General features: G+C 73.4%; 26 protein-coding genes. 15 read left to right on the top strand and 11 right to left on the bottom strand.

Going from position 1 to position 26,298, the window contains the following annotated elements; translation table 11 throughout:
• Positions 1-3: 3 nt before the first annotated feature.
• The 7 genes from ACA511_RS22365 (at position 4) to ACA511_RS22335 (ending at position 7,531) form a co-directional block, all read left to right on the top strand.
• Positions 4-1,050, top strand: a complete 1,047-nt coding sequence (locus ACA511_RS22365) for a LacI family DNA-binding transcriptional regulator (RefSeq protein ID WP_375026487.1) — start codon at positions 4-6, stop codon at positions 1,048-1,050.
• A gap of 186 nt (positions 1,051-1,236) precedes the next feature.
• Positions 1,237-2,547, top strand: a complete 1,311-nt coding sequence (locus tag ACA511_RS22360; protein ID WP_375026486.1) for an ABC transporter substrate-binding protein — start codon at positions 1,237-1,239, stop codon at positions 2,545-2,547.
• 119 nt (positions 2,548-2,666) lie between these two features.
• Entirely contained in the window at positions 2,667-3,653 is a 987-nt protein-coding gene (locus ACA511_RS22355; protein WP_375026485.1) for a carbohydrate ABC transporter permease, read from the top strand.
• Between the two features lie 89 nt (positions 3,654-3,742).
• Complete coding sequence (locus ACA511_RS22350; RefSeq protein WP_375026940.1) at positions 3,743-4,564, top strand: carbohydrate ABC transporter permease; 822 nt, start codon at positions 3,743-3,745, stop codon at positions 4,562-4,564.
• Positions 4,561-5,985, top strand: coding sequence for a GH1 family beta-glucosidase (locus ACA511_RS22345; protein WP_375026484.1), 1,425 nt, complete (start codon positions 4,561-4,563; stop codon positions 5,983-5,985). The genes ACA511_RS22350 and ACA511_RS22345 overlap by 4 nt, the downstream gene beginning before the upstream one ends.
• A gap of 38 nt (positions 5,986-6,023) precedes the next feature.
• Positions 6,024-7,034 carry a LacI family DNA-binding transcriptional regulator gene (locus tag ACA511_RS22340; protein ID WP_375026483.1) on the top strand — a complete coding sequence of 337 codons (1,011 nt, stop codon included), beginning with the start codon at positions 6,024-6,026 and terminating at the stop codon, positions 7,032-7,034.
• Between the two features lie 14 nt (positions 7,035-7,048).
• The gene (locus ACA511_RS22335) at positions 7,049-7,531 is read left to right on the top strand and encodes a nucleoside deaminase (RefSeq protein WP_375026482.1); all 483 of its coding nucleotides are present in this window, start codon (positions 7,049-7,051) and stop codon (positions 7,529-7,531) included.
• Between the two features lie 61 nt (positions 7,532-7,592).
• On the opposite strand, the gene ACA511_RS22330 is transcribed toward ACA511_RS22335, so the two are convergent.
• The gene (locus tag ACA511_RS22330) at positions 7,593-7,916 is read right to left on the bottom strand and encodes a hypothetical protein (RefSeq protein ID WP_375026481.1); all 324 of its coding nucleotides are present in this window, start codon (positions 7,914-7,916) and stop codon (positions 7,593-7,595) included.
• Positions 7,917-7,988: 72 nt separating this feature from the next.
• Positions 7,989-8,381 (bottom strand): SSI family serine proteinase inhibitor, encoded by a 393-nt coding sequence (locus ACA511_RS22325; protein WP_375026480.1) that lies wholly within the window; start codon positions 8,379-8,381, stop codon positions 7,989-7,991.
• Between the two features lie 277 nt (positions 8,382-8,658).
• Between ACA511_RS22325 and ACA511_RS22320 the strand changes: the two genes are divergently transcribed.
• Positions 8,659-9,120: a nuclear transport factor 2 family protein gene (locus tag ACA511_RS22320; RefSeq protein WP_375026479.1), complete on the top strand. Its 462-nt coding sequence runs from the start codon at positions 8,659-8,661 to the stop codon at positions 9,118-9,120.
• A gap of 164 nt (positions 9,121-9,284) precedes the next feature.
• Here the strand turns inward: ACA511_RS22320 and ACA511_RS22315 are convergent, their stop codons facing one another.
• The 7 genes from ACA511_RS22315 to ACA511_RS22285 form a co-directional block, all read right to left on the bottom strand.
• Positions 9,285-10,667 (bottom strand): GH1 family beta-glucosidase, encoded by a 1,383-nt coding sequence (locus tag ACA511_RS22315; RefSeq protein WP_375026478.1) that lies wholly within the window; start codon positions 10,665-10,667, stop codon positions 9,285-9,287.
• The gene (locus ACA511_RS22310; protein ID WP_375026477.1) at positions 10,667-10,822 is read right to left on the bottom strand and encodes a hypothetical protein; all 156 of its coding nucleotides are present in this window, start codon (positions 10,820-10,822) and stop codon (positions 10,667-10,669) included. The genes ACA511_RS22315 and ACA511_RS22310 overlap by 1 nt, the downstream gene beginning before the upstream one ends.
• Before the next feature lie 170 nt (positions 10,823-10,992).
• Positions 10,993-12,291, bottom strand: coding sequence for a cellulose binding domain-containing protein (locus tag ACA511_RS22305; RefSeq protein WP_375026476.1), 1,299 nt, complete (start codon positions 12,289-12,291; stop codon positions 10,993-10,995).
• A 20-nt stretch (positions 12,292-12,311) separates the two neighbouring features.
• Positions 12,312-13,103, bottom strand: a complete 792-nt coding sequence (locus ACA511_RS22300; RefSeq protein WP_375026475.1) for a putative hydro-lyase — start codon at positions 13,101-13,103, stop codon at positions 12,312-12,314.
• The gene (locus ACA511_RS22295) at positions 13,100-13,990 is read right to left on the bottom strand and encodes a biotin-dependent carboxyltransferase family protein (RefSeq protein ID WP_375026474.1); all 891 of its coding nucleotides are present in this window, start codon (positions 13,988-13,990) and stop codon (positions 13,100-13,102) included. Before ACA511_RS22295 ends, ACA511_RS22300 begins: the two co-directional genes overlap by 4 nt.
• Positions 13,987-14,595, bottom strand: coding sequence for an allophanate hydrolase subunit 1 (locus tag ACA511_RS22290; protein ID WP_375026472.1), 609 nt, complete (start codon positions 14,593-14,595; stop codon positions 13,987-13,989). The genes ACA511_RS22295 and ACA511_RS22290 overlap by 4 nt, the downstream gene beginning before the upstream one ends.
• Before the next feature lie 3 nt (positions 14,596-14,598).
• Positions 14,599-15,828, bottom strand: a complete 1,230-nt coding sequence (locus tag ACA511_RS22285; protein WP_375026470.1) for an NRAMP family divalent metal transporter — start codon at positions 15,826-15,828, stop codon at positions 14,599-14,601.
• 132 nt (positions 15,829-15,960) lie between these two features.
• Between ACA511_RS22285 and ACA511_RS22280 the strand changes: the two genes are divergently transcribed.
• Positions 15,961-16,650, top strand: a complete 690-nt coding sequence (locus ACA511_RS22280; protein ID WP_375026468.1) for a GntR family transcriptional regulator — start codon at positions 15,961-15,963, stop codon at positions 16,648-16,650.
• A 67-nt stretch (positions 16,651-16,717) separates the two neighbouring features.
• Here ACA511_RS22280 and ACA511_RS22275 read toward each other — a convergent pair whose 3' ends face one another.
• Positions 16,718-17,350, bottom strand: coding sequence for a GntR family transcriptional regulator (locus tag ACA511_RS22275; protein ID WP_375026466.1), 633 nt, complete (start codon positions 17,348-17,350; stop codon positions 16,718-16,720).
• Positions 17,351-17,500: 150 nt separating this feature from the next.
• Between ACA511_RS22275 and pdhA the strand changes: the two genes are divergently transcribed.
• Genes pdhA through ACA511_RS22260 form a run of 3 tightly spaced genes read left to right on the top strand, consistent with a single transcriptional unit; the run spans position 17,501 to position 20,924 of the window.
• Entirely contained in the window at positions 17,501-18,607 is a 1,107-nt protein-coding gene (pdhA, locus tag ACA511_RS22270; RefSeq protein WP_375026464.1) for a pyruvate dehydrogenase (acetyl-transferring) E1 component subunit alpha, read from the top strand.
• An 11-nt stretch (positions 18,608-18,618) separates the two neighbouring features.
• The gene (locus ACA511_RS22265) at positions 18,619-19,635 is read left to right on the top strand and encodes an alpha-ketoacid dehydrogenase subunit beta (protein WP_375026463.1); all 1,017 of its coding nucleotides are present in this window, start codon (positions 18,619-18,621) and stop codon (positions 19,633-19,635) included.
• Complete coding sequence (locus tag ACA511_RS22260; RefSeq protein WP_375026462.1) at positions 19,632-20,924, top strand: dihydrolipoamide acetyltransferase family protein; 1,293 nt, start codon at positions 19,632-19,634, stop codon at positions 20,922-20,924. Before ACA511_RS22265 ends, ACA511_RS22260 begins: the two co-directional genes overlap by 4 nt.
• Positions 20,925-20,950: 26 nt before the next feature.
• Here the strand turns inward: ACA511_RS22260 and ACA511_RS22255 are convergent, their stop codons facing one another.
• Entirely contained in the window at positions 20,951-21,736 is a 786-nt protein-coding gene (locus tag ACA511_RS22255) for an SDR family NAD(P)-dependent oxidoreductase (protein ID WP_375026461.1), read from the bottom strand.
• 285 nt (positions 21,737-22,021) lie between these two features.
• Here ACA511_RS22255 and ACA511_RS22250 point away from each other — a divergent pair, with 285 nt between their 5' ends.
• From ACA511_RS22250 to ACA511_RS22240, 3 genes are read left to right on the top strand one after another with little or no spacing between them, the layout of a single operon-like run.
• Positions 22,022-23,569 carry a DUF4331 domain-containing protein gene (locus ACA511_RS22250; RefSeq protein ID WP_375026460.1) on the top strand — a complete coding sequence of 516 codons (1,548 nt, stop codon included), beginning with the start codon at positions 22,022-22,024 and terminating at the stop codon, positions 23,567-23,569.
• Positions 23,569-24,882, top strand: a complete 1,314-nt coding sequence (locus ACA511_RS22245) for a hypothetical protein (RefSeq protein WP_375026459.1) — start codon at positions 23,569-23,571, stop codon at positions 24,880-24,882. The genes ACA511_RS22250 and ACA511_RS22245 overlap by 1 nt, the downstream gene beginning before the upstream one ends.
• A complete protein-coding gene (locus ACA511_RS22240; protein WP_375026457.1) occupies positions 24,879-26,252 on the top strand; it encodes a High-affinity nickel-transporter in 1,374 nt (457 codons plus the stop codon). The genes ACA511_RS22245 and ACA511_RS22240 overlap by 4 nt, the downstream gene beginning before the upstream one ends.
• The last annotated feature ends 46 nt before the right edge of the window (positions 26,253-26,298 follow it).

Genomic DNA, 26,298 nt, shown 5'->3' with positions numbered 1-26,298 from the left:
CCCATGACGACGCGCCTGGCGGACATCGCGGCACACGCCGGGGTGAGCGAGGCGACCGTGAGCCGCGTGCTCAACGGCAAGCCCGGCGTGTCCCCGACCACGCGCCAGGCGGTGCTGACCGCCCTTGACGTGCTCGGATACGAGCGCCCGGCCCGGCTGCGCCAGCAGCGGGCCGGGCTGATCGGCCTGATCATCCCGGAGCTGACCAACCCGATCTTCCCGGCGTTCGCCGAGGTGATCGAGAGCGCGCTCGCCCGGCACGGGTACATGGCGGTGCTGTGCTCGCAGGCGCCGGGCGGCGTCGCCGAGGACGACTACATCGAGATGCTGCTGGAGCGCGGCGTCGCGGGGATCATCTTCGTCAACGGCCTGCACGCCAACGCCAACTCCGACCGGGCCCGCTACGCGCGGCTGCTGGAGCAGGCGCTCCCGATCGTCCTGGTGAACGGGTACCGGCCCGACATCGACGCGCCGTACGTCTCGAACGACGACGTGGCGTCGCTGGAGGCGATCGTCGGGCATCTGGCCGCAATGGGCCACCGGCGCATCGGGCTGGCGATCGGCCAGGACGTGTACGTGCCGACGCGGCGCAAGACCGAGGGGTTCCGCCGCGGCATGGCGGCGCACACCGGCCTCGCGCCCGCCGAGGTGGACGAGCTGATCGTCAACACGATGTACACGGTCGAGGGCGGCCAGGCCGCGGCGGCGAAGCTGCTCGACGCCGGCTGCACGGCGATCTGCGGCGGCAACGACATCATGGCGCTCGGCGCGATCCGGGCGGCGCGGGCGCGCGGCCTCCAGGTGCCCGAGGACGTGTCCGTGACCGGCATGGACGACTCGCTCCTGACCGCCTACCTCGACCCGCCGCTCACCACGATCCGGCAGTCGGTGCGGGAGATGTCGATGGCCGCGGTGAGCACCGTCCTGGACGAGATCCGCGGCGCCCGCGCGCCGCGGACGGAGCTGCTGTACCGGCCGGAGCTCGTCGTCCGCCGGTCCACGGCGCCGGCCCCGGCGGCGGCCCGGCCGACCCCCCTCACCAGGGGCTGAACCCCTGGTCGCAAAGGTCTGACCGACCTCTGACCAGTGGTCGGATCGGGCCTGACCACGCCGTCCCCGCCGCTAGGTTGTTGTAACGGTTATGTTTCGGCGCATTGACAGTGAGCCCGGTCACGGTCTTTCCTTCGTGGGAGCGCTCCCACAGCACTGCACAACACAACCTGAGAGGGGTCCGCCATGAGGGCCATCATGCGGCGCGGACTGAGTACGGCGATGGCGGCCGTACTCGTCGGCAGCCTGTCCGTCGCCTGCGGCGGCGACGACGGGGACGGCGACAAAGGCTCTGACAGCGGGCCGATCGAGCTGACCGTCGACGTCTTCGGCGAGCCGGGCTACGACGCGCTCTACAAGCAGTACGAGCAGTCCCACCCCAACGTCAAGATCAAGCAGCGCAAGGTCTCCACGCTGGACGAGTACAAGCCGCGCATCCAGCAGTGGATGGCCACCGGAAGCGGCGCCGGCGACGTCGTCATGCTGGAGGAGGGCATCCTCCCCCTGTACATGCAGCAGAAGACGAAGTTCGTCAACCTCTTCGACCACGGCGGCAAGGACCTGGAGAAGAACTTCCTGCCGTGGAAGTGGCAGATGGGCGTCAGCCCGGACGGCAAGCAGCTCGTCGGCCTCGGCACCGACATCGGCCCGCTCGCCATGTGCTACCGCAAGGACCTCTTCAAGAAGGCGGACCTGCCCACCGACCGCGAGGAGGTCGGCCAGCTCTGGGCGACGTGGGACCAGTTCCTCGCGACCGGGCAGAAGTTCCAGGAGAAGGTGCCCGGCGCCAAGTGGCTGGACGGCCCGACCGCCGTCTTCCGCGCCACGACCCTGCAGAACGCCGGCAACGGCCCCGGCTACAGCTTCTTCGACAAGAGCGACAACCTCGTCTTCGACAGCAACCCGGCCGTCAAGCAGGCGTTCGACACCTCGCTGAAGTTCGCGGAGAACAAGCTCACCGCGGACATGTCGATCTTCACTCCGCCGTGGCAGACCGCCCTCAAGCGGAACACCTTCGCCACCCTGCCGTGCCCGTCCTGGATGCTCGGAGGCATCGAGGAGTTCTCCGGCGACTTCGGCAAGGGCAAGTGGGACGTCGCCAAGACCCCGGGCGGCGCCGGCTACTGGGGCGGCTCGTGGCTCGCCGTGCCCAAGCAGACCAAGCACGCGAAGGCCGCCGCCGAGCTGGCCGAGTTCCTGACCTCCCCCGAGGGCCAGGTCGCCGCGTACAAGGCCGCGAACGTCTTCCCGTCCTCGCCGCAGGCCGCGCAGGACCCGGCGGTCGCGGGCGCGAAGAGCGCCTACTTCGGCGACGCCCCGGTCGGCAAGATCTTCGGTGAGCTGGCGGCCGGCGTGAAGCCCGTCCACCTCGGGCCGAAGAACGAGGACGTCCGGGCCGCGGTCGAGAACGTGCTGATCTCCGTGGGCCAGGGCAGGCAGAAGCCGGGCGACGCCTGGACGAAGGCCGTCGACGAGGCCAAGAAGGCCGCCAGGTAACCCCCGGCGACCCGTGACCACGGCGGCGGCGCCGCGCCGCTACCTCCCCGCCGGCGCCGCCGCCGTTCCCATCCCGCCTCTCCCGCTTCGTCCCGTCCTCGGAAAGGAGGCGCACGACGATGACCACCGATCTGCGCCCCAGCCGGAACGGCCCGCCGCACTCGCCCGCGAAGGCCCGCCCGGGCCCCGGCCGCACCTGGCGGGCCCGCCTGTCCCGGCTCGATGTGAAGGGCGCGCCCTATGCCTTCATCTCGCCGTTCTACATCGTCTTCCTGATCTTCGGCGCGTTCCCGCTCGTCTACACCCTCTGGGTCTCCCTGCACGACTGGGAGCTCGCGTCCGGCACGCGCAAGTTCGTCGGGCTCGACAACTACGACTACCTGCTGACCGACGCCGACTTCTGGCACGCGACGGTCAACACCCTCGGCATCTTCGCCGTCTCGACGATCCCGCAGCTGCTGATCGCGCTGCTGGTCGCGAACGCGCTGAACCGGCGGATGCGGCTCCCCACCATGTTCCGGATCGGCATGGTCGCCCCGCTGGTCACCTCGACCGCCGCCGTCGCGATCGTGTTCACCCAGATGTTCGACACCAACTGGGGCATGATCAACTGGGTGATCGGGCTGGTCGGCATCGACCCGATCCACTGGTCGAGCAGCCGCGGCTGGTCCTGGATCGCCATCGCGATGATGGTCGACTGGCGCTGGACCGGCTACAACGCGCTGATCTACCTGGCCGCCATGCAGGCGATCCCGAAGGACCTGTACGAGGCCGCCGCGATCGACGGCGCCTCCAGGATCCGGCAGTTCTGGCAGATCACGGTGCCGCTGCTGCGGCCCACGATCATCTTCACGGTGATCATCTCGACGATCGGCGGGCTGCAGCTGTTCACCGAGCCCGTCCTGTTCAGCGTCGGCACGCCGAACAAGATGGACGGCGGCCCGATGCACCAGTTCCAGACGATCACGATGTACATGTACGACAACGCGTTCGGCCATGACCGGTACGGCTACGGCGCGACCGTCGCCTGGGCGCTGTTCGTGATGATCATCGTGTTCTCCCTGATCAACTTCCTGGCCGTGCGGCGCACGGGAGGCACCAAGTGACCACGCTCCTCGCAGGGCCCGGCGGGCGGCCGAACGCCCCGGACGGCAAGGCGCGGCACGCCGCCGCGCGGCCCGGCCGGTTCCGCGGCATGTGGAACGCGAGCCCGCTGACCTACCTCACGCTGATCGTCGCGCTGCTGCTGTCGATCTTCCCGATCTACTGGATGATCATCGTTGCGACCCGCACCAACAGCGTGGTCGCCGACGTCCCGCCGCCGCTGCTGCCCGGCGCGCACGGCACCGACAACGTCGGCCGACTGTTCGACAACCCCGAGGCGTACTTCGCCAAGGGCCTGCTGAACTCCGCGCTCGCCTCCGCCGCGGTGACGATCTCCACGGTGTTCTTCGCCTCGCTGGCCGGCTTCGCGTTCGCCAAGCTGCGCTTCCGCGGCAAGAACGCGCTGCTGCTCACCATCATCGCGACGATGATGATCCCGGTGCAGATGGGCATCATCCCGCTTTACATGATCATGGTGAAGCTGGGCTGGACGGGCCAGCTGCAGGCGGTCATCGTCCCGTTCCTGGTCACCGGGTTCGGCGTGTTCATGATGCGGCAGTACGCCGACCAGGCCGTCCCGGACGAGCTCATCGAGGCCGCCCGCGTCGACGGGTGCACCACGTTCGGCATCTACTGGCGCGTCGTCCTGCCCGCGCTGCGTCCCGCCGCGGGCGTCCTCGGCCTGTTCACGTTCATGCAGACCTGGAACGAGTTCATGTGGCCGCTCGCGGTCCTGCAACCCGACAACCCGACGGTGCAGCTGTCCATCAACAACCTGGCGAACGCGTACTTCAAGGACTACACGCTCATGTTCGCCGGCACCAGCGTGGCCATCCTGCCGCTCCTCGTCGTGTTCATCATTTTCGGCCGCCAGATCATCGGCGGAATCATGGAAGGTGCTGTGAAGGCGTGACCTCCCTACAGGACGACACCAGCGCGGCTCCCGCCGCACCCTTCCCGACCGGGTTCCGCTGGGGGGCCGCCACCGCCGCCTACCAGATCGAGGGGGCCGCCGGGGAGGACGGGCGCGGGCCGTCCATCTGGGACACCTTCTGCCGCACGCCGGGCAAAGTGCTCAACGGCGAGAACGGCGACGTCGCCGTGGACCACTACCACCGGTTCCGCGAGGACGTCGCGCTCATGGCCGACCTCGGCCTGACCTCGTACCGGTTCTCGATCTCCTGGCCCCGCGTGCAGCCGACCGGGGCGGGGACCTTCAACTCCGAGGGCCTCGACTTCTACCGGCGGCTGGTCGACACGCTGCTGGAGGCCGGCATCGAGCCGTGGCCGACCCTCTACCACTGGGACCTCCCGCAGCCGCTGGAGGACAAGGGCGGCTGGCCCGAGCGGGAGACCGCGCACCGGTTCGCCGAGTACGCGGCGCACGTGCACGCGGCGCTCGGCGACCGCGTCCGCCACTGGACGACGGTGAACGAGCCGTGGTGCGCGGCGTTCCTCGGCTACGCGTCCGGGGAGCACGCGCCCGGACGCCGGGACGCCGCCGCGTCGCTGCTGGCCGCGCACCATCTGATGCTCGGCCACGGCCTCGCCGTGGAGGCCATGCGGGCGCGCACCCCGGACAACAGGTTCGGCGCGGCGGTGAACCTGTACGCGGTGTCCCCGGCGACGGACGACCCCGCCGACGTGGACGCCGCCCGCCGCATCGACGGGCTGCAGAACCGGCTGTTCCTCGACCCGCTGCTGCTCGGCCGCTACCCCGACGACGTCCTCGCCGACGCGTCCCGCTACGGGTTCACGCCGCCGGACGCCGACCTGGCCGTCATCCACCAGCCGATCGACCAGCTCGGCATCAACTACTACTCGCGGCACACCGTCGCCGGCACCCCGGGCGAGGCGGCGCAGACCGCGTCGTCGCCGTTCTCGACCCACTCCCCCTGGGTCGGCAGCGACCACGTCCGGTTCGTCCCCGCCGGGCGGCCCGTCACCGGGATGGGCTGGGAGATCGACGAGCGCGGCCTGTACGAGGTGCTGACCCGGCTGCACCGCGAGTACCCGTCCCTCCCGCTGTACATCACGGAGAACGGAGCGGGCTACGACGAGACCCCTGACGGGAATGGCACGGTCCAAGACGCGGGTCGCATCGCGTATCTGGACGCGCACCTGCGCGCGTGCCACGACGCCATCACCGACGGCGTCCCGCTCGGCGGTTACTTCACCTGGTCCCTGCTGGATAATTTCGAATGGGCTTGGGGTTATTCGAAGCGCTTCGGGCTGGTCCACGTCGACTACGCCACGCAGCGCCGGGTGCCCAAGGACAGTGCGCGCTGGTACGCCGGGGTGATCCGGCGGGGCGGGCTGCCCGAACGGGCCTGACCCGGGGGGCGGTGGACGGTACGGACGAAGGGGGCCGGATGACGGGCAGAAGCACGCGCCCGACATTGGAAGAGGTGGCGGCGCGCGCCGGAGTGGGCCGCGGCACGGTGTCGCGCGTGGTCAACGGCTCGCCGCGGGTGAGCCCGCAGGCCCGCGAGGCGGTGCTGCGGGCGATCGACGAGCTCGGGTACGTGCCGAACCGCGCGGCCCGCACGCTCGTCACCCGCCGCACCGACACGGTGGCGCTCGTCGTCGCCGAGTCGGACCAGCGGCTGTTCGGCGAGCCGTACTTCGCCGGGATCATCCGCGGGATCAGCAACGGGCTCGGCGACACCGGGCTGCAGCTGCTGCTCGCCCTCGCCCGCTCCCCCGCCGAGTACGGCCGGCTGGAGGAGTACCTCACCACGCAGCACGTGGACGGGGTGCTCCTCACCTCCCTGCACGCCGAGGACCCGCTGCCCGCGAAGCTGGAGGCCAACGGCGTGCCGACCGTCCTCGGCGGCCGCCCGCCCGGCCTGTCGCCGGTCAGCTACGTCGACGTCGACAACCGCAGCGGGGCCCGCGAGGCCGTCAGCCACCTGATCTCCGGCGGCCGGCGGCACATCGCGACGATCGCCGGCCCCCAGGACATGGGGGTCGGCATCGACCGGCTGGCCGGCTACCGGGAGGCGCTCGCCGACGCGGGGCTCCCCGAGTACGTCGAGTACGGCGACTTCGGCGAGGCCAGCGCGATCGCCGCCGCCGAGAAGCTCCTCGCCGGCCAGCCGTGCGTGGACGCGGTGTTCGCGGCCAGCGACCCGATGGCGTTCGGCGCGCTGCGCATCCTGCACCGGCGCGGGCGGCGCATCCCGGACGACGTCGCGGTGATCGGGTTCGACGACTCGGCCGCCGCGCCGCTGGCCGACCCGCCGCTCAGCACCGTCCACCAGTCGCCCGAGGAGATGGGCGTGGAGATGGCGCGGCTGCTGGTGTCCCGGATCCGCGGCGAGACCGTCGAGGACCCGGTGGTCATCCTGCGCCCGCACCTGGTCCTGCGCGAATCGGCGTGATCTACGATGGGCGGATGGGTTACGAACCGTCCGCCGATGAGCTCCGCCATCTGAACCGCTGCGCCGAACTGGCCGCCGAGGCCCTGGAGGGGGCCGACGAGCCGTTCGGGTCGGTGCTGGTCGCCGCCTCCGGGGACGTGCTGTTCGAGGACCGCAACCGGACGGCGGGCGGCGACCAGACCCGCCACCCCGAGTTCGAGATCGCCCGCTGGGCGGCCGCGAACATGGCGCCCGCGGAACGCGCGGCGGCGACCGTCTTCACCTCCGGCGAGCACTGCCCGATGTGCTCGGCGGCGCACGCCTGGGTCGGGCTCGGCCGCATCGTGTACATCATGTCGTCCCGGCAGCTGGTCGAGCTGCGCGCGGAGCTGGGCGCCCCGGCGGCCCCGGTGAACGCCATCCCCGTCCAGGAGGTCGCGCCGGGCGTCCCGGTGGACGGCCCGGTCGCCGCCCTCGAGGCGACGATGCGCGAGCTGCACACCCGCGCCTGCGCCTGAGGGCGGCGCCCCCCTCACCCGGTGGCCGGCCTCATCGCCTGGCCTCGCCCGGTGGCCGACCTCATCGCCTGGTCAGCGCCTCCAGCCGGTCGACGGCGGCGCGCCAGTCGGACGGCAGCCAGCACCGCGTGGCACGGTGGCCGCCGTAGGCGAGGGTGTAGGTGAAGTGGTCGGCCACCCGGCACCCCTCCTGCGACGACTCCGTGGTGACGACGCGGTCGAGCGCGTCCCGCAGGCCGCGCATCTCGTCGTCCCCCAGGGTGAGCCTTTCGCCGTTGACGAGGGCCGCTCCCGTTCTCCCCACGGTCACCCTCTCCTGGATCCCGGCGAATCCGCCGGTGCGCTCATAGGTGACCAGCACGTCCGGCCCGGTGAATGCGAGCATTGGCGTCTCCTTTTTATGCGGGCCGCCGGACACACCCCGCTTCCCCATTCCGGCGGCCCGCGGTCCGTGGGTCTACTCGCCGAAAAGGATTCCGCCGGTGTCGCGCGCGGCGGCGCACCGGTTCGGATAGGTCCGCTCGAAGTGCCGGGGGGCGCCGTGCCAGCGGCCGTGCGCGCCCACCCGGACCGGCGCGTACTCCAGCGTGCAGGCCCCCGTGCGCGCGGGGATCCTCCCGACCTCGCCGTCGACGGACCTGAGCTGGTCACAGGCTCGGGACGCCGCGTCGAGCGTCCCTCCGTCCGGATCGCAGAAGAGGCTCCGCACGGTGCTGGGTCCGTGGTCCGGCGCCACCGTGAGCCGGTAGGAGCCGGCCGGTCCGGCCGCCTGCGCGGGTGCGGCCTGCGCGATGGCCGCCATTCCCGCCAGCACGGCCGCCCACCGGAAACGGGAACGCGACATGTGCATGTCTTCCTCCCTGGATTCGCCCGCCGCGATCTGCGGCAATGGGCCGGGCCGGACGCCGCATTGTGGTGGGCGCCCTGCCGCATCCAGACATTAGGCGCCGCAAACTCCCACAAACAAGGGCGGATCAAGTCCCAACCTGGCCACCGGTCAACAATTAAATCAAGTCTGCCCATTCGTGCAATGCCGCTTGCCGCAATTTGACCGGCACATGTGATATTCGGTCCCGCTCAGCGGGAGCCGCGGCCGGCCCGCCCCGGCCGCCTGCCGATGATGGGCCATGCCGTGCGCTCACCAGGCCATCGCCAATCTGATCTACCGCTACGCCGAGTGCGTGGACGGCGCGGACTTCGCGGGCATCCGCGACCTTTTCGCCGACGCCGCCTTCACCGGCAGCGGCGGCACCCTCCGGGGCGGCGACGCGATCGCCCGCATGTTCGAGAAGACGGTGATCGTCCACGACGACGGCACCCTGCGCACCAGGCACATCACCACGAACCTCGCCATCGAGGTGGACGAGGACGCCGGGACCGCCACCTCAAGGGCGTACTACACCGTCCTCCAGGCCGTCCCGCCGGTGCTCCCGCTCCAGGCCATCGCCTGCGGCACGTACCACGACGCCTTCGAGCGCCGCGACGGCGGGTGGCGCTTCACCGAACGCCGCATCGCCATGGACCTGGCGGGCGAGATGGCCCACCACCTGCGCATGCCCGGGAAGCTCCCCCCTCACGTCCGGCCCTAGCGGCGGGCTCTTCTCGCCGGTCAGTGAGCGGCGGGCGCGCTGCCGGCGCGCCGGGTCAGGGTAGGAGACCGCGCTCGGCGATACTCCCGCGTGCCGCACCACATCAGTGATCTTGACCATGCAACGTCCCGTCGGCGTCGAAGCGAGGCGAAGCGGATCTGATGCTAACCGCGGCCGGCGGCGGCCGGCCCGCGATGCTCTGCGAGGGTGTCGCGGTACCAGTGCGCGCTGTCCTTCCAGGTGCGCTCCCCCGTGGCGTAGTCGACGCGGACGAGGCCGAACCGCTTGGAGTAGCCGTAGGCCCATTCGAAGTTGTCCAGCAGCGACCAGGCGAAGTAGCCGCGGACGTCCGCGCCGGCCTCGCCGGCCCGTTCCACGGCCGCGATGTGGTCGCGCAGGTAGGCGATGCGCCGCTCGTCGCGGACGCGGCCGTCCGCCACGGCGTCGTCGAAGGCGGCCCCGTTCTCGGTGACCATGAGCGGCGTGTGCGGGTACTCGCGGCGGAGCCGCAGGAGCAGCTCCTCCATGCCGCTCGCGTCGATCGGCCAGCCCATCGCCGTGTAGGGGCCGGGCTGCTCGGCGAACTCGACGCGGTCGCAGCCGACGAACGGCGACGCCGCGCCCCGCCGGTGGCCGTCGGCGTGCGCGCGCGGCGACGTCCCGTCCCAGTCCCGGACGAGGGTCGGCGAGTAGTAGTTGACGCCGAGGACGTCCAGGGGCGCGGCGACGATGTCCTCGTCGCCGTCGCGGACGAAGCCCCAGTCGGTGATGGACGCGGTCTCGTCCAGCAGGTCGGCGGGGTAGCCGTTGCCCAGCATCGGGTCGAGGAACACGCGGTTGGACACGGCGTCCACCCGACGGACGGCCTCGGCGTCACCGCGCACGTGGTGCAGGTTGAGCGTGACCGAGTGCTGCGCGGACGGCGGGGTCACGCCGCGCAGCGCCCGCACGGCCAGGCCGTGCGCGAGGTTGAGGTGGTGGGCGGCGGCGAGCGCGGCCGCCGGGTCGGTGCGTCCGGGGGCGTGCACGCCGGACGCGTAGCCGAGGAACGCCGAGCACCACGGCTCGTTCAGCGTCGTCCACGTGTGGACGCGGTCGCCGAGGACGCGCCCGAGGCGTTCGGCGTAGTCGGCGAACCGGCGGGCCGTGTCGCGCTCGGGCCAGCCGCCGGCGTCCTCCAGGTGCTGCGGGAGGTCCCAGTGGTAGAGGGTCGCGACCGGCGCGATGCCGTGGGCGAGCAGCTCGTCGACCAGGCGGGAGTAGAAGTCGAGGCCCTTCTGGTTGGGCGTGCCGTCCGGCAGGACCCGCGACCAGGAGATGGAGAACCGGTAGGCGCCGATGCCGAGGGCGGCCATCGTCGCGACGTCCTCCCGCCACCGGTGGTAGTGGTCGGTGGCGACGTCACCGGTGTCGCCGTCCAGGACCTTGCCAGGCGTGCGGCTGAAGGTGTCCCAGATGGACGGCGCCCGACCGTCCTCCTGGGCCGCGCCCTCGATCTGGTAGGCGGCGGTGGCCGCACCCCACAGGAACCCGTCCGGGAACCCCATCAGTTCTCCCCTTCCAGAGTGATGACCAGTTCGTCACCGGTCGCTTTGACGAGGAGAACGTTCCAGTCTCCTCGCCCGGTCACGCGCAGGTCTTCACCGAGGGCGGAGGCGGGCACCGGCCCGAGCACGGCCGCGCTCCTGCCTGCCTTGATCATGGGCTCCTCCGGGGGTGGGACCGCGGCGCCGGTCGAACAGCGTCGAAGCGCTTCGAGCGCCCGGATGCTAAGCCCTCGTCGAGGGCGGCACAATAGGCCGCCCGGCACCAGTTCCTCTGAACCGGCGCTGACCTGCGAAAACAAATTGGGAGCGCTCCCACTAACGGCGGTCATCCGCTGCACGCGCCACCGTTCAGGGTGAACGTCGCCGGCGCGCCGTTGGCGCCGTCCCGGCGGCCGAGGAAGCCGAACTCCGCCGTGCCGTGCGGCGGGATCGACCGGTTCCAGTCCGCCGCCGTCACGGTCACTGACGAGCCGGCCTGCGCCCGGCTGCCGTTCCACAGCTGGGTGATCTCCTGGCCGTCCGGGAACTCGAAGCCGAGCCGCCACCCGTCGATCTCGCCGTCGCCCAGGTTCGTGATGCGCACCGTCGCCTGGAAGCCCTGCGGCCACGTCCCGTCCACCCGGTAGGACACCGAGCACGCGGAGGCGGCCGGCCCGGTCCGCGACGGGCTCGCGGGCGGCGGCGCGGCCGTCCGGTCGGACGAGCCGGGCGCAAGGGCCGCCAGCAGCACCGCCGCGAGCGCCACCGCGCCGACCGCGGCCCCGGCGATGATCAGCGGCTTCCGCGCGGACGCCGCCGGCGGGTCCGCGGGCGGCGGCCCGGCCAGGACGCGCGTCGGGTGCGGATCGCCGTCCGGCCCCCGGACCGCGCCGCCGGGAGTGGCCAGTTGCGCGAGCTGGACGCCGCCCGCGTCCGCCAGGACGCGGGCCGCTTCGCGGGCGGTGGGCCGCGACTCGGGGTCCTCGCGCAGGCAGTCCCGGACGAGGGCGGCGATCACGTCCGGAGGCTCCGCGTCGCCCGGCGCGCACTCGCGGAGCACGACGCCCAGCGAGTACATGTCGGCCGCCGGGGTCGGCGGCGCGCCGGTCAGCAGCTCGGGGGCGACATAGGCGGGGGTGCCGAGGAGGGGACCGCCGGGCGTGGACGGGCCCGTGAAGGCGATGCCGAAGTCCAGGACCTTCACGCCGACCGGGGTCAGGAAGACGTTCGCGGGCTTGATGTCGCGGTGGACGATCCCGGCGTCGTGGGCGGCGGCGAGCGCGTCGGCGACCCGGGCGCAGATCCCGGCCGCCTCCCGCCAGGGCAGCGGGCCGCGGGACAGGCGCGCCGCGAGGCTCTCCCCCTCCAGCAGCTCCATCACCACGTACGGGACGGCGTCCTGCTCGCCGTAGTCGTGCACGCCCGTGATGCTCGGGTGGGCGAGCCCCGCGGCGGCCTTGGCCTCCTGCCGGAGCCGCCGCGTGAACTCCTCGGGCCAGCCCTCCCTGGGCACCTTGACGGCCACGGCGCGGTCGAGCACGAGGTCGGCCGCGCGCCAGACGGTCGCCATGCCGCCCGCGCCGAGGGGCCGCTCCAGGCGGTAGCGCTCCCCCAGGACGTCGCCGGGGGTGACGGTCTCGGGCATGGACGAAGCCTATGCCGGGCTCAGGGAACGAGGTACCGGGTGTCGCGGGCGTCGGTGATCGCCATGTGGCCGGGCGCGTGCCCGATGGCGAGCTTCGGGCGGGACGCCATGACGGCCGCCTGCGGGGTCACGCCGCACGCCCAGAACACCGGGATCTCGTCCACGCGGATCTCGACCGGGTCGCCGAAGTCGGGGGCGTCCAGGTCGTCGATGCCGAGCTCGACGGGGTCGCCGACGTGCACGGGCGCGCCGTGGACGGACGGGTACCGGGCCGTCACCCGCACGGCGTCCGCCACCTGCGCGGCCGGGATCGGGCGCATCGACACCACGAGCGGGCCGCCGAACCCGCCGGCGCGGCGGCACATCCGATTCGTCCGGTACATGGGGACGTTCCGGTTCTGCTCGATGTGCCGGACGGGGACGCCGGCCTCGCGGAGCGCGTCCTCGAAGGTGAAGCTGCACCCGATCAGGAACGAGACGAGGTCGTCGCGCCAGTGCCCGGTCACGTCCGGAACCTCGGCGACCGGCTCGCCGTGCTCGTAGACGACGTAGCCGGGCAGGTCGGTGCGCAGGTCGCCGGCGAACAGGGACGCGGACGTCCCGCCGGGTTCGGTGACGTCCAGGACGGGGCACGGCTTGGGGTTGCGCTGGGCGAACAGGAGCAGGTCGTAGGCGTCCTCGCGCGGGACGCTGATGAGGTTCGCCTGCGTCCAGCCCGCGCACCAGCCCGAGGTGGGCACGCCGAGGCCGGCCCGGAACAGCGACCGGGCCTGGTCGGGGCTGAGCGCGCCGGGGTCGATCGGTGCGGTCATGTGCGGTCCTTTCCGAGGTTCGGGGCCGGGTGCGGCCGGAAACGGAGCCGCCGGCCGGGGCGGGCCTGGGCGGCGCGCCCGATGTCGGCGGACGCGACCACCGCGATGACGGGATACCCGCCGGTGAGCGGGTGGTCGGCGAGGAACAGCACGGGCTGCCCGGACGGCGGCACCTGGAGCGCCCCGGTGACCGTCCCCTCGCTGGGCAGTTCGCCCCGGTCCGCGTGCGGCAGGCGCGGCCCGTCGAGGCGCATGCCGACGCGGTCGATGTCGCTGGTCACCGCGTAGCCGGCGGTGAAGAGGGTGTCGAGCGCGCCCGGCGCGAACCAGTCGGCGCGCGGGCCGGGCACGGCGCGCAGCACGAGGTCGCCGGCGCCGGGCGGGCGGACGGGCAGGACGTCCAGCAGCGGGGCCTCGCGGGGCGGCGGGCCGACCGGGAGCAGGTCGCCGGGCTTGAGCGGGGCGGGGCCGAGCCCGGAGAGCGTGTCGGTGGACCGGGAGCCGAGGACGGGCGGGACGGCGATTCCGCCGCGCACCGCCAGGTAGCTGCGCAGCCCCGCGGGCGGGACGCCCATCCGGAGTTCGGCGCCGTCGGGGAGGTGGAACACCGAGTAGGGCGCTTCGGGACGGCCGCCGACGAGCAGCGGGGCCGGTGCGCCGGTCACCGCGGCGAAGATCCCGCCCCGGCCGCGGACGCGGAGCCCGCCGAACGTCACCTCGATCGCCGCCGCGCCGCCGGGGTTGCCGACCGCACGGTTGGCGAGGCGGAGCGAAACCGGGTCCGCGGCGCCCGACACCCCCACACCGAGCGCCGCGTGACCCGATCTACCCAGGTCCTGGACTGTAGCCAGGGGTCCTGTCCGAAGAACGTCCAGCCCGCGCTTCATGGTTCCCGTTCCACGAAACGAACCGTGACTCCCGGGCGGAGCAGGGCGGGCGGGTCGCGGTCGAGGTCCCATAGGACGGCCTCCGTCCGCCCTATGAGCTGCCAGCCGCCCGGCGACTCCACCGGGTAGACGCCGCTGAAGCGCCCGGCGAGACCGACCGACCCCGCCGGGACGCGGACGCGCGGGACGGCGCGGCGCGGCACGTCCAGCCGCGGGTCGCCGCCCTCCAGGTAGCCGAAGCCGGGCGCGAACCCGGTGAACGCGACCCGCCACGGGGTCCCGGTGTGCGCGGCGACGACCCCGGCCGGGGTGAGGCCGGTGCTGCGGGCGACCTCGCCGAGGTCCGCGCCGTCGTAGACGACGGGGACCTCGGCCGCTCCGGCGGCGCCGTCCGCCGCGCCCGGCCGGGTGGCGCGCACGGCGGCGGCGACCCCGGCCGGGTCGGCGGACGGGTCGAGCAGCAGCGTCAGCGTGCGGGCCGCCGGGACGACGTCGGCGACGCCGGGCGGCGGGGACGCGGCGAGCGCCGCGTACAGGCCCAGCATGACCGGCACGTCCGGGAGTTCGACCAGCAGCGCCGCGTCGCCGCTCGGCAGGATCCGCACCCGTCAGCTCCAGAGGTCGTCGAGTCCGGACAGGGAGTTCCAGCCCAGGTAGAGGGACAGGAGCCAGGCCGCGACGCCGAGGACGAGCAGCCAGACCGGGTACCGGTAGCCGCCGAGCAGGTCGCGGCGGCGTCCGGCCGCCCACAGCAGCACCGCGAGCCCGAACGGCAGGATCAGCCCGTTGAGCGCGCCGGCCAGGATGAGCAGCTTGGCCGGAGTGGTGCCGACCGCCAGGTAGATGGTCGCGGAGACGAGGATGAACGCCACGACGAGGCGGTTGCGGTACCGCTCCACGAACGAGGAGAACGAGACGAGGAACGACACCGAGGTGTAGGACGCGCCGATGACCGAGGTGATCGCGGCCGACCACATGATCAGCCCGAAGACGCGCAGCCCGGCCTCGCCCGCCGCGTGCTCGAACGCCGACGCCGGCGCGTTGTCCTTGGCGAGGGTCACGCCGCCGGCGACGACGCCGAGGACGGCGAGGAACAGCAGCACGCGCATCACGCCGGTGATGAGGATGCCGGTGACGGCGGCGCGGTTGATCTCCCGGACGTTCTCGCCGCCGGTCAGCCCGGACTCGATCATGCGGTGCGCGCCCGCGTAGGTGATGTAGCCGCCGACCGTCCCGCCGATCAGGGTGGTGATGACGAGGAAGTCGACGGTCTCGGGCGCGACGCTCTGCCGCAGCGCGTCCCCGAGGGGCGGGTCCGACACGAACGCCACGTACAGCGTCAGCAGGATCATCACGCCGCCGAGCACGACGACGATCCGGTCCATCGCCACTCCGGCGCGCCGGATCAGGAAGATCGCGACGGCGACCAGCGCGGAGACCGCGCCGCCGATCTTGACGTCCAGGCCGAGCAGCGCGTTCAGCCCGAGCGCGGTGCCGGCGATGTTGCCGATGTTGAAGACGAGGCCGCCGAAGACGTCCAGGGCGGCGAGGCCGTAGCCGGCGCCGGGCAGGACGCGGTTGCCGAGCTCCTGGGCGCGCATGCCGGACACGCCGACGACGCGCCACACGTTCAGCTGGATCGCGATGTCCACCAGCACCGACACGACGATCGCGAACGCGAACGCGGCGCCGAGCTTGGCGGTGAACACGGTGGTCTGGGTGATGAAGCCGGGCCCGATGGCGCTGGTGGCCATCAGGAACATGGCGCCGATCAGCGCGCTGCGGCGGGACGAGGCGGGCGGTGCCGGTGGTGTGTCCAGGGTGGTCCGGTCCGTCATGGGGGGTGGCCCTTCTGGGTTTCGGCTTTCCGTCAGCGTAGAGATTGTTCAACAATCCAGCAATCCCCTTGTTGAGGGATTTTCCGCGCGATGGGATACGCTGGCGTCCGCACACACGCGGAGAGGCGGCCGATGTCGGAGTCGTGGCTGGACGGGCTCGCGGCGGCGCGGCACGAACTGGACCGGTCGAGCACCGCCGCGCGGGTCGCCGACCTCCTCCGCGACGAGATCACCGACGGCCGGCTGGTGCCCGGCGCGCGGCTCCCCGAGGAGGAGCTGTGCCGCGCCGTGAAGGTGTCCCGCAACACGATGCGGGAGGCGTTCCGGCTGCTCGTCCAGGAACGGCTGCTCGTCCACGAGTTCAACCGGGGCGTGTTCGTGCGCCGCGTCACCGCCGACGGCCTCGCCGACCTCTACCGGGTCAGGCGGATCCTGGAGTGCGAGGGCGCGCGGTGCGCGCCGGACGCCCCGCCCGAGGCGCTCGCCCGGCTGGAGGCGGCGGTCCGCGACGGCGAGCGCGCCGCCGCGGCGGGCCGCTGGCCGGACGTCGGCACCGCCGACATCCGCTTCCACCAGGCCCTCGCCGCGCTGGTGGGCAGCCCGCGGGTGGACGAGATGACCCGGCACCTGCTGGCCGAGATGCGGCTCGTCTTCCACGAGATGGGCTCGCCGCGCGAGTTCCACGAGCCGTACCTCGCCCGCAACCGGCGCCTCTGCGACCTGATCGCGGCCGGCGACTTCGCCGCCGCCGAGCGGGAGCTGCGCTCCTACCTGGACGACGCGGAGGCGCAGCTCACGAAGGCGTACCGCGAACAGGAATAGCCGACGTCCACGACGCGGGCGCGCGGTTCACGACGCGGGCGCGCGGTTCACGACGCGGGCGCGTAGTTCACGACGCGGGCGCGTAGTTCATGACGTGGTCGTGCAGCAGCCGCGGCGCCTCAGGGTCGCCGCGGCGGAACGCCTCGATCAGCTCGGCGTGCTCGGCCGACTTGGAGTAGATCTCCGTCTGGTGCAGGCGCAGGGACAGGGTCGTCCACAGCTCGATGCCGAGGCCCTCCCAGACCGAGACGAGCAGCCGGTTCCCGGCCGTCTCGACGATCTCGCGGTGGAAGGCGATGCTGAGCCGCATCTGCTCCTGGAGGTCGCCGTCCCGCGCGGCGTCGGCGAGCCGGCCGTTGTGCTCCTCAAGGGCGTCCACGCAGCCGGCGAGGCGGGGCAGCGCCAGCTCCACCGCCGTCCGCTCCAGCCCGGCCCGGACGGGGAAGATCTCGGCGAGGTCGCGCTCGGTGAAGTCGCGGACGCGGGCCCCGCGGTTCGGCAGCGACTCGATCAGCCGCTGCGCCTCCAGCTGGCGGAGCGCCTCCCGCACCGGGCCCTGGCTGACGCCGAGCTCGGCGGCGATCCGGCGTTCGACGATGCGCTCGCCCGGCTCCCAGCGGCCCGAGCTGATGCCCTCCACGATGAACTCCCGGATCTGGTCCGCGAGTCCTGTGCGCAGCAGCTGGGCGGGCGTGTTCACGAAACTCGATCGTAGCGCCACGATGGGTAAGTACCTCGTGATGGGGTAGGCGAATCCTGACTCCGTGGAATATGATCGATCATAGATCAATGATGATCGGGAGTGTTGTGGCGATCCTACGACGCTGCCCCGGACAGAGGAAGGTCGCCGATGGCTGAGACCGTCAAGGCCGCCCCGGCGCGAGGCCGGAGAACGCGCGGCGAGGGCTCCGCGCCCGAGGCCGCCGCGACACCGCCGAAGGTCCCGGCGGAGGACGCCGAGACGCTCGTCGGCTACTACCGGCAGATGCTGCTCATCAGGCGGTTCGAGGAGCGCGCCGCCCGCGCCTACACCGAGGCCAAGATCGGCGGGTACTGCCACCTGAACCTGGGCGAGGAGGCGACGGTCGTCGGGCTGATGGCCGCGCTGCGGCCCACCGACTACCTCTTCACCAACTACCGCGAGCACGGCTACGCCATCGCCAAGGGCATCGGCGCCGACCGGGTGATGGCCGAGCTGTACGGGCGGTCCACCGGCGTGTCCAAGGGGTGGGGCGGGTCGATGCACCTGTTCGACGCCGAGGCGCGGCTGCTCGGCGGGTACGGCATCGTCGGCGGCCAGCTCCCGCTCGCGACCGGCGCGGCGCTCGCCGTCTCCTACAAGGGCGGCGACGAGGTCGTCATGTGCCAGATGGGCGACGGGACGGCCGCGATCGGCGCGTTCCACGAGTCGCTGAACATCGCCGGCCTGTGGGACCTCCCCATCGTCTTCGTTGTGATCAACAACGGCCTGGGTATGGGCACGACCGTGGAGAACTCCGCCGCCGAGCCGGAACTGTACAAGCGGGGCGCCGCCTACCGGATGGAGAGCGCCCGCGTGGACGGCGCCGACGTCGTCGCGGTGCGGGACGCCGCGCGGACCGCCGTCGAGCGCGCCCGGTCGGAGAGCAGGCCGTACCTGCTGGAGACCCTCAGCCCCCGGCTCAAGGGCCACTCGGTCGTCGACCCGGCCCGCTACCGGTCCAAGGAGGAGAAGGACGCCCTCAAGGCGGCCGACCCCCTGGCCAAGACGGCACTGGACCTGGAGGAGGCCGGCGTCCTCTCGCACGAGGAGCGCGACCGGCTCGACGCCGAGGTCACGGCGGAGGTCGACGCGGCCGCCGCGTTCGCCGACGAGAGCCCCGCGCCCGAGATCTCCACGCTGTTCGACTACACCTACGCGACCCCGGTCCCGGGCGACCTCCACCGGTTCCCCGCCGACCCCGTATTCCGTTCCTGAGAGGCACCCCCATGGCAACCGTGACCTACCGCCAGGCCCTCCGGGACACGCTCCGCGCCGAGATGCTGCGGGACGAGAACGTCCTCCTCATGGGCGAGGAGATCGGGCTCTTCGAAGGCTCCTACAAGATCACCGAGGGGCTGCTGAGGGAGTTCGGGCCGAAACGGGTCCGCGACACCCCGATCGCCGAGGAGGGCTTCGTCGGCGCCGCGATCGGCGCCGCGATGCTCGGCCTCCGCCCGGTCGTGGAGATCATGACGATCAACTTCTCGCTGCTGGCGCTGGACCAGATCGTCAACCACGCCGCCAAGATCTACGGCATGTTCGGCGGGCAGGCCAGCGTCCCGATGGTGATCCGCACGCCGGGCGGCGGCGGGCAGCAGCTCGGCGCCACCCACTCGCAGAACGTCGAGCTGTTCTACTCGTTCATCCCCGGGCTGAAGGTCGTCGCGCCGAGCACGCCCGCCGAGGCGTCGGCGATGCTGAAGGCCGCGATCCGCGACGACGACCCGGTGCTGTTCCTGGAGAACCTCGCCCTCTACAACACCAAGGGCGAGCTGCCCGACTCCGTCGAGGACGTCGAGCCCGCCGAGATCGGCCGCGCCGGCGTCACCCGGGAGGGCACCGACATCACGCTCGTCGGCTACTCGCGGATGGCGCGCGTCGCCGGCGAGGTCGCCGAGAGGCTGGCCGCCGAGGGCGTGTCCGCCGAGGTCGTCGACCTGCGCAGCCTCCGTCCGCTGGACCGGCAGACCATCGTGGACTCCGTCCGCAAGACGGGCTGCGCGGTCGTCGCCGAGGACGACTGGCTCACCTACGGCATCGGCGCCGAGATCGCCGCGACCATCCAGGAGGGCGCGTTCGACTGGCTGGACGCGCCGGTCCGGCGCGTCGCGATGGCCGAGGTGCCGCTCCCCTACGCCAAGTCCCTGGAGTCGGCCGCGCTGCCGTCCGCCGAGTCCCTGCTCACCGCCGTCCGCGACACGCTCCGTGCGACCGGGCGCCCGGTTCTGGAGAACGTTTCATGACCGACATCCTCATGCCGCGCCTCTCCGACACCATGGAGGAGGGCGTCATCAGCTCCTGGCAGAAGAAGCCGGGGGACGAGGTCGCGGTCGGCGACGTCATCGTCGACATCGAGACCGACAAGGCGGTCATGGAGTACGAGGCCTACGAGGCCGGCGTGCTCGAAGAGATCCTGGTCGCGGACGGCGAGTCCGCCGCGATCGGCGCCCCCATCGCCCGGATCGCGCCCGCGGGCGGCGCCGGGAAGGCCGCGCCCGCGCAGCCGGCCGCCGAGCCGGAGCCGGCGGCCGCCCCCGCCCCCGCCCCCGCGCCGGCGGCGGCGGCGGCGGAGGCGAAGGCCGAGTCGAAGGCGCCGGCCGCCGAGGCGCCCGCACGGGCCCCGGAGCGCTCCGCCGCGTCGCGTCCGCCGTCGTCGCCGCTGGCGCGGCGGCTGGCCCGCGACCACGGCATCGACCTGGCCGCGCTGAGCGGATCGGGTCCGGGCGGGCGCATCGTCCGCGCCGACATCGAGGCCGCGATCCGCGGCGGGGCCCAGGCCGCCGCCCCGGCCGCGCCGGCGCCCGCTCCCGCGCCGTCGGCGCCGCCCGTCCAGGCGCGTGCCGAGGACCCGGACGTCGAGGCCGTCCCGCTGAACCGCTTCCGCAAGATCGCGGCGAAGCGGCTGACCGAGAGCAAGCGCGACGCCCCGCACTTCTACCTGAACCGCGAGGTGGACGCCGAGGCGCTGCTGGCGTTCCGCAGGACGCTGAACGAGGCGCTCGCCCCGGCCAAGGTCAGCGTGAACGACCTGATCGTGAAGGCGGTCGCGACCGGGCTGCGCGAGCACCCGGCGGTGAACGTCTCCTACACCGAGGAGAACCTGCTCTTCCACAAGCGCGTCCACGTCGGCGTCGCCGTCGCCGTCGAGGACGGCCTCGTCGTCCCCGTCGTCAAGGACGCCGACCGCAAGAGCGTCTCCGAGATCGGGCGGGAGACCCGCGAACTCGCCGGGAAGGCCCGCGACGGCAAGCTCACCCTCAACGAGATGAGCGGCGGCACGTTCAGCGTCAGCAACCTGGGCATGTTCGGCGTCGACTCGTTCTCGGCGGTGATCAACCCGCCGGAGGCCGCGATCCTCGCGGTGGGCGCCATCCGGGACGAGCCGGTCGTCCGCGACGGCGAGGTCGTCCCCGGCAAGCGCATGGCGGTGACCCTCTCGGTCGACCACCGCGCCACCGACGGCGCCACCGGCGCGAAGTTCCTGGACCGGCTGGCGACCCTGCTCCAGAACCCGCTCCTGATCGTGTCGTAGCAGGAACGGTCTAGAGCAGGAACGGTCTAGAGCATGACGCGGCCTCCCGCGATGTCGAGCGTGAGGCCGGTCAGCCAGGCGGACTGGGCCGAGGCGAGGAACAGGGCGGCGGACGCGACGTCGCCTGCCTCGCCCAGCCTGGCCAGGGGATGCCCGGCGGCGACCGCCTCCTGGATCTCGCGGGGCATGAACCGCTCGGTCCGCTCGGTGCGGACGGTGCCCGGGGCCAGGCAGTTGGCGCGGACGCCGTCGGCTCCGGCCTCGGCCGCCACGTGCCGGGTGAGCGCCTGGACGCCCGCCTTCGCGGCCTCGTAGGCGACGGGCGCGCCCCACGGGTTGCCCATCTCGCGGCCGCCCCCGCCGGGGAGGTTCGTCGGCAGTCGCCCGGCCGACGACGACATCGTGATGATCGAGCCCGCCTTCCGCTGCTGCATGCCGGGCAGGAAGGTCTTCAGGGTGAGGAACGTCGCGGTGAGGTTGCCGTCGACGACCGAGCGCCACTCCTCCTCGCTCATGGCGGCGGTAGGGCCGGGGCGGGCGATGCCGCCGCCGGCGAAGGCGCACAGGACGCCGGCCGGGCCGAGTTCGGCCTCGATCCGGCGGCGGGCGGCCTCGATGGCGGCGAGGTCGGTGACGTCGGCGGGCACGCCCGTCCCGCCGATCTCCTTGGCGACGCGGCCGAGGGCCTCCTCGTCGCGGCCTATGACGGCCACTCTGGCGCCTTCGGCGGCGAACGCGCGGGCGGTGGCGGCGCCGATGCCGCGCGAGCCGCCGGTGACGACCGCGACCGTTCCGTTGAGCTCCGGGTACATGCGCACTCCTAGGGCGGGCTTGTTGCGGACGGGCGCCGGCTCCGTGCCGCCGGCCTGCCTCTTCCAGTCTGGGTGAGCACTCACTCAAACGTCAAGGGGGCGCGCTTCGCGGGTGGCCGTATCCGGCCAGGAGGCGCGGCGGACCAATCACGTCGGGCGCGCCGCTCGAAGAAGGGGCGGGCATGGCGAAGAGACCGGTCGATCCGGCGTCGCGGCAGACCTGGCCCAGCGCCGACGGAACGGCGCCGCCGCGGCGGGCAACCGGGCCGGACAGGGGAATGCACGATGCCGACACTCCAGACGCCCAGAGCGCGGGTCGCCGCGCTGGCCGCCGCCGGGGGCCTGCTGCTCGCGGGCGGGTTCGCGGGCCTCGCGCCGAGGCCGGGCACCGCGTCCAGCCACCGCGAGGCGCCGCTCGTCTCCGGGCAGCCGCAGTACGACAACACCGACGTGTACGCGTTCGTCAGCCCGGACAAGCCGGACACGACGACACTGATCGCCAACTTCATCCCGTTCCAGGACCCGGCCGGCGGGCCCAACTTCTTCAAGTTCGCGCGGGACGCGCGGTACGACCTGAACGTCGACAACGACGGCGACTCGCTGCCGGACCTCACCTACCGGTTCCAGTTCCACGACCGGCTGAAGAACGGGAACACGTTCCTCTACAACACCGGGCCGGTGACGAGCCTCGACGACCCGGACCTCAACTTCACCCAGACCTACGACCTGACGGTCGTCCGCCGGGTGGACGGGAACGTGCGCGGCGTCCACAAGATCGTCGACGGCGCGCCGGTGGCGCCGTCCAACGTGGGCAGGGCGTCCATGCCGGACTACGCGAAGCTGCGCGCGCAGGCGGTCGAGGCGGCGGGGGACGGCGTCACGGCGTTCGCCGGGCAGGCCGACGACTCGTTCTTCCTCGACCTGCGCGTGTTCGACCTGCTCTACGGCGCGAACCTGAAGGAGGTCGGCAACGACACCCTGAGCGGCTACAACGTCAACACCATCGCCTTGCAGGTGCCGACGCGGCATCTGGTGAAGGGGCGGGACCCGGTGATCGGGGTGAACTCGACGGTGTCGCGGCTCACCGCGTCCGGCGAGTACGCGCAGGTGTCGCGGCTCGGGAGCCCGCTGGTGAACGAGGTGGTCGTCCCGCGCGGCAGGAAGGACGCGTTCAACGCGTCCACGCCCTGGCAGGACGCCCAGTTCGCCGGGTTCGTCACCGACCCCGAGCTGCCGAAGCTGATCGAGAAGATCTACAAGATCCCGGCGCCGCCCGGGCCGCGCCAGGACCTCGTCCAGGCGTTCCTGACCGGTGTGCCGGGGCTGAACCAGCCCGTGAACGTGCGGCCCGCCGAACTGCTGCGGCTCAACACCTCGATCAGGCCGGCCGCGAAACCGGACCGGCTCGGCGTGCTCGCCGGCGACAAGGCCGGCTTCCCGAACGGGCGGCGGCTCACCGACGACGTCGTCGACATCGAGCTGCAGGCCGTCGAGGGCGAGCTGCTCGGCACGAAGAACGACCTGGGGGACGCCGTCAACGCCAACGACGCCGGGTTCGGCGGCACGTTCCCGTACGTCGCGCAGCCCCACTCCGGGTCGGACGTGCGCGGCGCGGCCAAGCCCGGGGCGAAGGCGGCCGGCGCGGCGAAGAAGGACGGCGAGACCGTGAACCTCCTCAACGCGGGCGCGACCGAGGACGCGCCGGGCGGCGACGGGCCCACGATCCCCCTGGTGCCCACCGCGGCGGCGGCCGGCGCGGCCGCGTTCCTGCTGACCGGCGGGCTGCTGTGGCGGCGGCGCCGGCGTCCCGCGACCGGACGGCACGAGAACTGATGCGTCCCCTCCTCACCGGGACCTCGGCCGCCGGGCTGGTCGCGGCGCTGACGCTCGGATCGGCGGTCGTGCTCGGCCGCCCGTCCGGCGCGCCGGCCGCGGTCCGTCCGGCGGCCGGGGCCCCGCGCCCCGGCATCGCCGGGCTCCAGGCGCGGCTCCGGGACCGGCCGCACGACGCGGCCGGCTGGGCCTCGCTCGGCGTCGCGTACGTGGAGCGGGCCCGGCTGACCGGCGACCCGACCTACTATCCGAAGGCGGACGGGGTGCTGCGGCGCTCGCTGCGCGAAGCGCCGGGGAACGACGCCGCGCCGGCCGGGCTCGGCGCGCTCGCGGCGGCCCGCCACGACTTCCATGGGGCGCTGCGGCACGCCGACCGGGCGCTCGCCGCGAACCCGTACGGGCAGCGGGCCGCCGCCGTCCGGGTGGACGCGCTGGTCGAGCTGGGCCGCTACGACGACGCCCTGGCCGCCGCCCGGCGCGCGGACGCCGTCCGTCCGGGCATCCCGGTCTTCACGCGGCTCGCGTACGTGCGGGAACTGCGCGGGGAGGTGCGGGAGGCGCGGCGCGTGCTGAGGCTGGCGCGCGCGTCCGCGACCGACCGCGGCGACCTCGCCTACATCGCGGCGCAGCTCGGCGAGGCGGCCTGGAACGACGGCGACCTCGCGGGAGCGGGACGCGAATACGCCGCGGCGCTGCGCGCGTCGCCCGGCTACGTACCCGCCCTGGACGGACGCGCCCGCGTCCGGGCCGCGCGAGGCGACGTCCGGGGCGCGCTCACCGACCGCGCGGAGGTCGTCCGGCGGCTGCCGCTGCCGCAGTACCTGACCGAGTACGGCGAGCTGCTGGAGTCGGCCGGACGCCGGGACGAGGCGGCACGGCAGTACGCCGTCGCGGCGGCGTGGGCGCGGATCGCCGAGGCCAACGGCGTCGACGCCGACCTGGAGACCGCGCTCTTCGAGAGCGACCACGGCGATCCGGAGGCGGCGCTCCGGGCGGCGCGGGCCGAGTACGCGCGGCGCTGCCCCGGGCCGGGCGTCCGGCAGTGCAGCGTGCACGCGGCGGACGCGCTGGCCTGGGCGCTGCACGTCAACGGGCGGGACGCGGAGGCGCTGCGCCACGCCCGCCAGGCGACCGCGACGGGATACCGCCGGCCGCAGTTCCGTTTCCATCTCGGGGTCATCGAGAAGGCGCTCGGCAGGCGCGCCGACGCCCGCCGCGACCTGGCCGCGTCGCTGCGCCGCAATCCGCGGTTCTCGCCGCTGTGGGCGCCCCGGGCGAAGGCCGCACTGGACGATCTGGGCGGCGCGTCATGATCGCCGCCGCGGTCGCCGCCGGGCTGCTCGCCGCGCACCCGCTCGGCAACTTCACCGTCAACCGCTACGACGGTCTCGTCGTGGCCGCGCACGAACTGCGCGTCGACCACGTCGAGGACCTCGCGGAGATCCCCGCCGCGCAGGCCATGCCGGACGTGGACGCCGACGGCGACGGGCGTCCGTCCGCCGCCGAGCTGTCGGGGTGGGCGGCCGGGTCCTGCCGGCGGGCCGCGTCGTCCATGCGCATCACGGTGGACGGGCGCGCCGCGGCCGCGTCCGTGGCGTCCTCGGCCGCGACGGCGCCGCGCGGGCAGGGGCTGCCGACGCTGCGCCTCGAATGCCGGATCACCGCGCCCGCCGGGCCCGGGACGGTCTCCTTCCGGGACGGCGGCGACGGCGGCCGGATCGGCTGGCGGGAGATCACCGCGCGGGGCGACCGGATGACGCTGTCGGCGTCCGACGTGCCGGGCCCGTCCCGCAGCGGGCGGCTCACCGCCTACCCGGAGGACATGCTCGCCTCGCCGCTCGACCAGCGGTCGGCGACGCTCACCGCGCGGGCGGGCGGGCCGCCGCTCGCGGGCCCCGCGGCGGGCGGCGGCGCGGAGCGGCTGCTGCCGCGCGGCGCGGACGGGCTCACGCGGCGGTTCACGTCCCTGGTCGCGCGGCACGACCTCACGCCCGGGTTCGCCGCCCTCGCCTTCCTGTTCGCGCTGCTGCTCGGCGCGCTGCACGCGCTCGCGCCCGGCCACGGGAAGACGATCATGGCCGCGCAGGCGATCGGGGACGGGCGGCGGCGCACGCGGGACGTCCTCGCGCTGGGCCTCACGGTCACGCTCACCCACACGGCGGGGGTCCTCGCGCTCGGGCTGCTCGTGACCACCGGGACGCTGCTCGCTCCGGAAGCGCTGTTCCCCTGGCTCGGCGCGGCCGGCGGCGTCCTCGTGACGGCGGCGGGGGCCGTGCTGCTGCGCCGCGCCCTCCGCACCCGCCGCCACACCCACACCCACGGGCATGGGCATGGGCATGGGCATGGGCACGGGGGTTCGCGGCGGGGCGGGGTCGTGCTGATGGGGCTGGCGGGCGGCATGGTGCCGAGCCCGTCCGCCGTGGTGGTGCTGGTCGGCGGGGCGGCGATCGGGCGGGCGTGGTTCGGGGTCGTGCTGGTCCTGGCGTACGGGCTCGGCCTCGCCGCCGCGCTGGTGGGGGTGGGCCTCCTCGTGCTCGGCACGGGGCGCGCCCTCATGCGGCGCGTTCCGGCCACGCCGACGGCCGCGCGGCTGCGGCTTCCGGGCGGGATGATGCCGATAGGGACCTCCGCGACCGTCGTCGTCCTCGGGCTCGGGCTCACGCTGCGCAGCCTCGTCCCGTGACGGCCGGTCCGCGGCGGCCCCGGTTGCGTAGTGCCGGAGGGACGGC

Origin of the sequence: Actinomadura sp. GTD37 (assembly GCF_041951365.1) — a bacterium.
GTDB lineage: Bacteria > Actinomycetota > Actinomycetes > Streptosporangiales > Streptosporangiaceae > Spirillospora.
This window is presented reverse-complemented; position numbering and strand designations above follow the sequence as displayed.

Bases quoted from the DNA above. Each gene is read 5' to 3' on its own strand.
- ACA511_RS22365 (WP_375026487.1), top strand. From the start codon at position 4: ATGACGACGCGCCTGGCGGACATCGCGGCACACGCCGGGGTGAGCGAG.
- ACA511_RS22360 (WP_375026486.1), top strand. From the start codon at position 1,237: ATGAGGGCCATCATGCGGCGCGGACTGAGTACGGCGATGGCGGCCGTA.
- ACA511_RS22355 (WP_375026485.1), top strand. From the start codon at position 2,667: ATGACCACCGATCTGCGCCCCAGCCGGAACGGCCCGCCGCACTCGCCC.
- ACA511_RS22350 (WP_375026940.1), top strand. From the start codon at position 3,743: ATGTGGAACGCGAGCCCGCTGACCTACCTCACGCTGATCGTCGCGCTG.
- ACA511_RS22340 (WP_375026483.1), top strand. From the start codon at position 6,024: ATGACGGGCAGAAGCACGCGCCCGACATTGGAAGAGGTGGCGGCGCGC.
- ACA511_RS22335 (WP_375026482.1), top strand. From the start codon at position 7,049: ATGGGTTACGAACCGTCCGCCGATGAGCTCCGCCATCTGAACCGCTGC.
- ACA511_RS22330 (WP_375026481.1), bottom strand. From the start codon at position 7,916: ATGCTCGCATTCACCGGGCCGGACGTGCTGGTCACCTATGAGCGCACC.
- ACA511_RS22325 (WP_375026480.1), bottom strand. From the start codon at position 8,381: ATGCACATGTCGCGTTCCCGTTTCCGGTGGGCGGCCGTGCTGGCGGGA.
- ACA511_RS22320 (WP_375026479.1), top strand. From the start codon at position 8,659: ATGCCGTGCGCTCACCAGGCCATCGCCAATCTGATCTACCGCTACGCC.
- ACA511_RS22315 (WP_375026478.1), bottom strand. From the start codon at position 10,667: ATGGGGTTCCCGGACGGGTTCCTGTGGGGTGCGGCCACCGCCGCCTAC.
- ACA511_RS22310 (WP_375026477.1), bottom strand. From the start codon at position 10,822: ATGATCAAGGCAGGCAGGAGCGCGGCCGTGCTCGGGCCGGTGCCCGCC.
- ACA511_RS22305 (WP_375026476.1), bottom strand. From the start codon at position 12,291: ATGCCCGAGACCGTCACCCCCGGCGACGTCCTGGGGGAGCGCTACCGC.
- ACA511_RS22300 (WP_375026475.1), bottom strand. From the start codon at position 13,103: ATGACCGCACCGATCGACCCCGGCGCGCTCAGCCCCGACCAGGCCCGG.
- ACA511_RS22295 (WP_375026474.1), bottom strand. From the start codon at position 13,990: ATGAAGCGCGGGCTGGACGTTCTTCGGACAGGACCCCTGGCTACAGTC.
- ACA511_RS22285 (WP_375026470.1), bottom strand. From the start codon at position 15,828: ATGACGGACCGGACCACCCTGGACACACCACCGGCACCGCCCGCCTCG.
- ACA511_RS22280 (WP_375026468.1), top strand. From the start codon at position 15,961: ATGTCGGAGTCGTGGCTGGACGGGCTCGCGGCGGCGCGGCACGAACTG.
- pdhA (WP_375026464.1), top strand. From the start codon at position 17,501: ATGGCTGAGACCGTCAAGGCCGCCCCGGCGCGAGGCCGGAGAACGCGC.
- ACA511_RS22265 (WP_375026463.1), top strand. From the start codon at position 18,619: ATGGCAACCGTGACCTACCGCCAGGCCCTCCGGGACACGCTCCGCGCC.
- ACA511_RS22260 (WP_375026462.1), top strand. From the start codon at position 19,632: ATGACCGACATCCTCATGCCGCGCCTCTCCGACACCATGGAGGAGGGC.
- ACA511_RS22255 (WP_375026461.1), bottom strand. From the start codon at position 21,736: ATGTACCCGGAGCTCAACGGAACGGTCGCGGTCGTCACCGGCGGCTCG.
- ACA511_RS22250 (WP_375026460.1), top strand. From the start codon at position 22,022: ATGCCGACACTCCAGACGCCCAGAGCGCGGGTCGCCGCGCTGGCCGCC.
- ACA511_RS22245 (WP_375026459.1), top strand. From the start codon at position 23,569: ATGCGTCCCCTCCTCACCGGGACCTCGGCCGCCGGGCTGGTCGCGGCG.
- ACA511_RS22240 (WP_375026457.1), top strand. From the start codon at position 24,879: ATGATCGCCGCCGCGGTCGCCGCCGGGCTGCTCGCCGCGCACCCGCTC.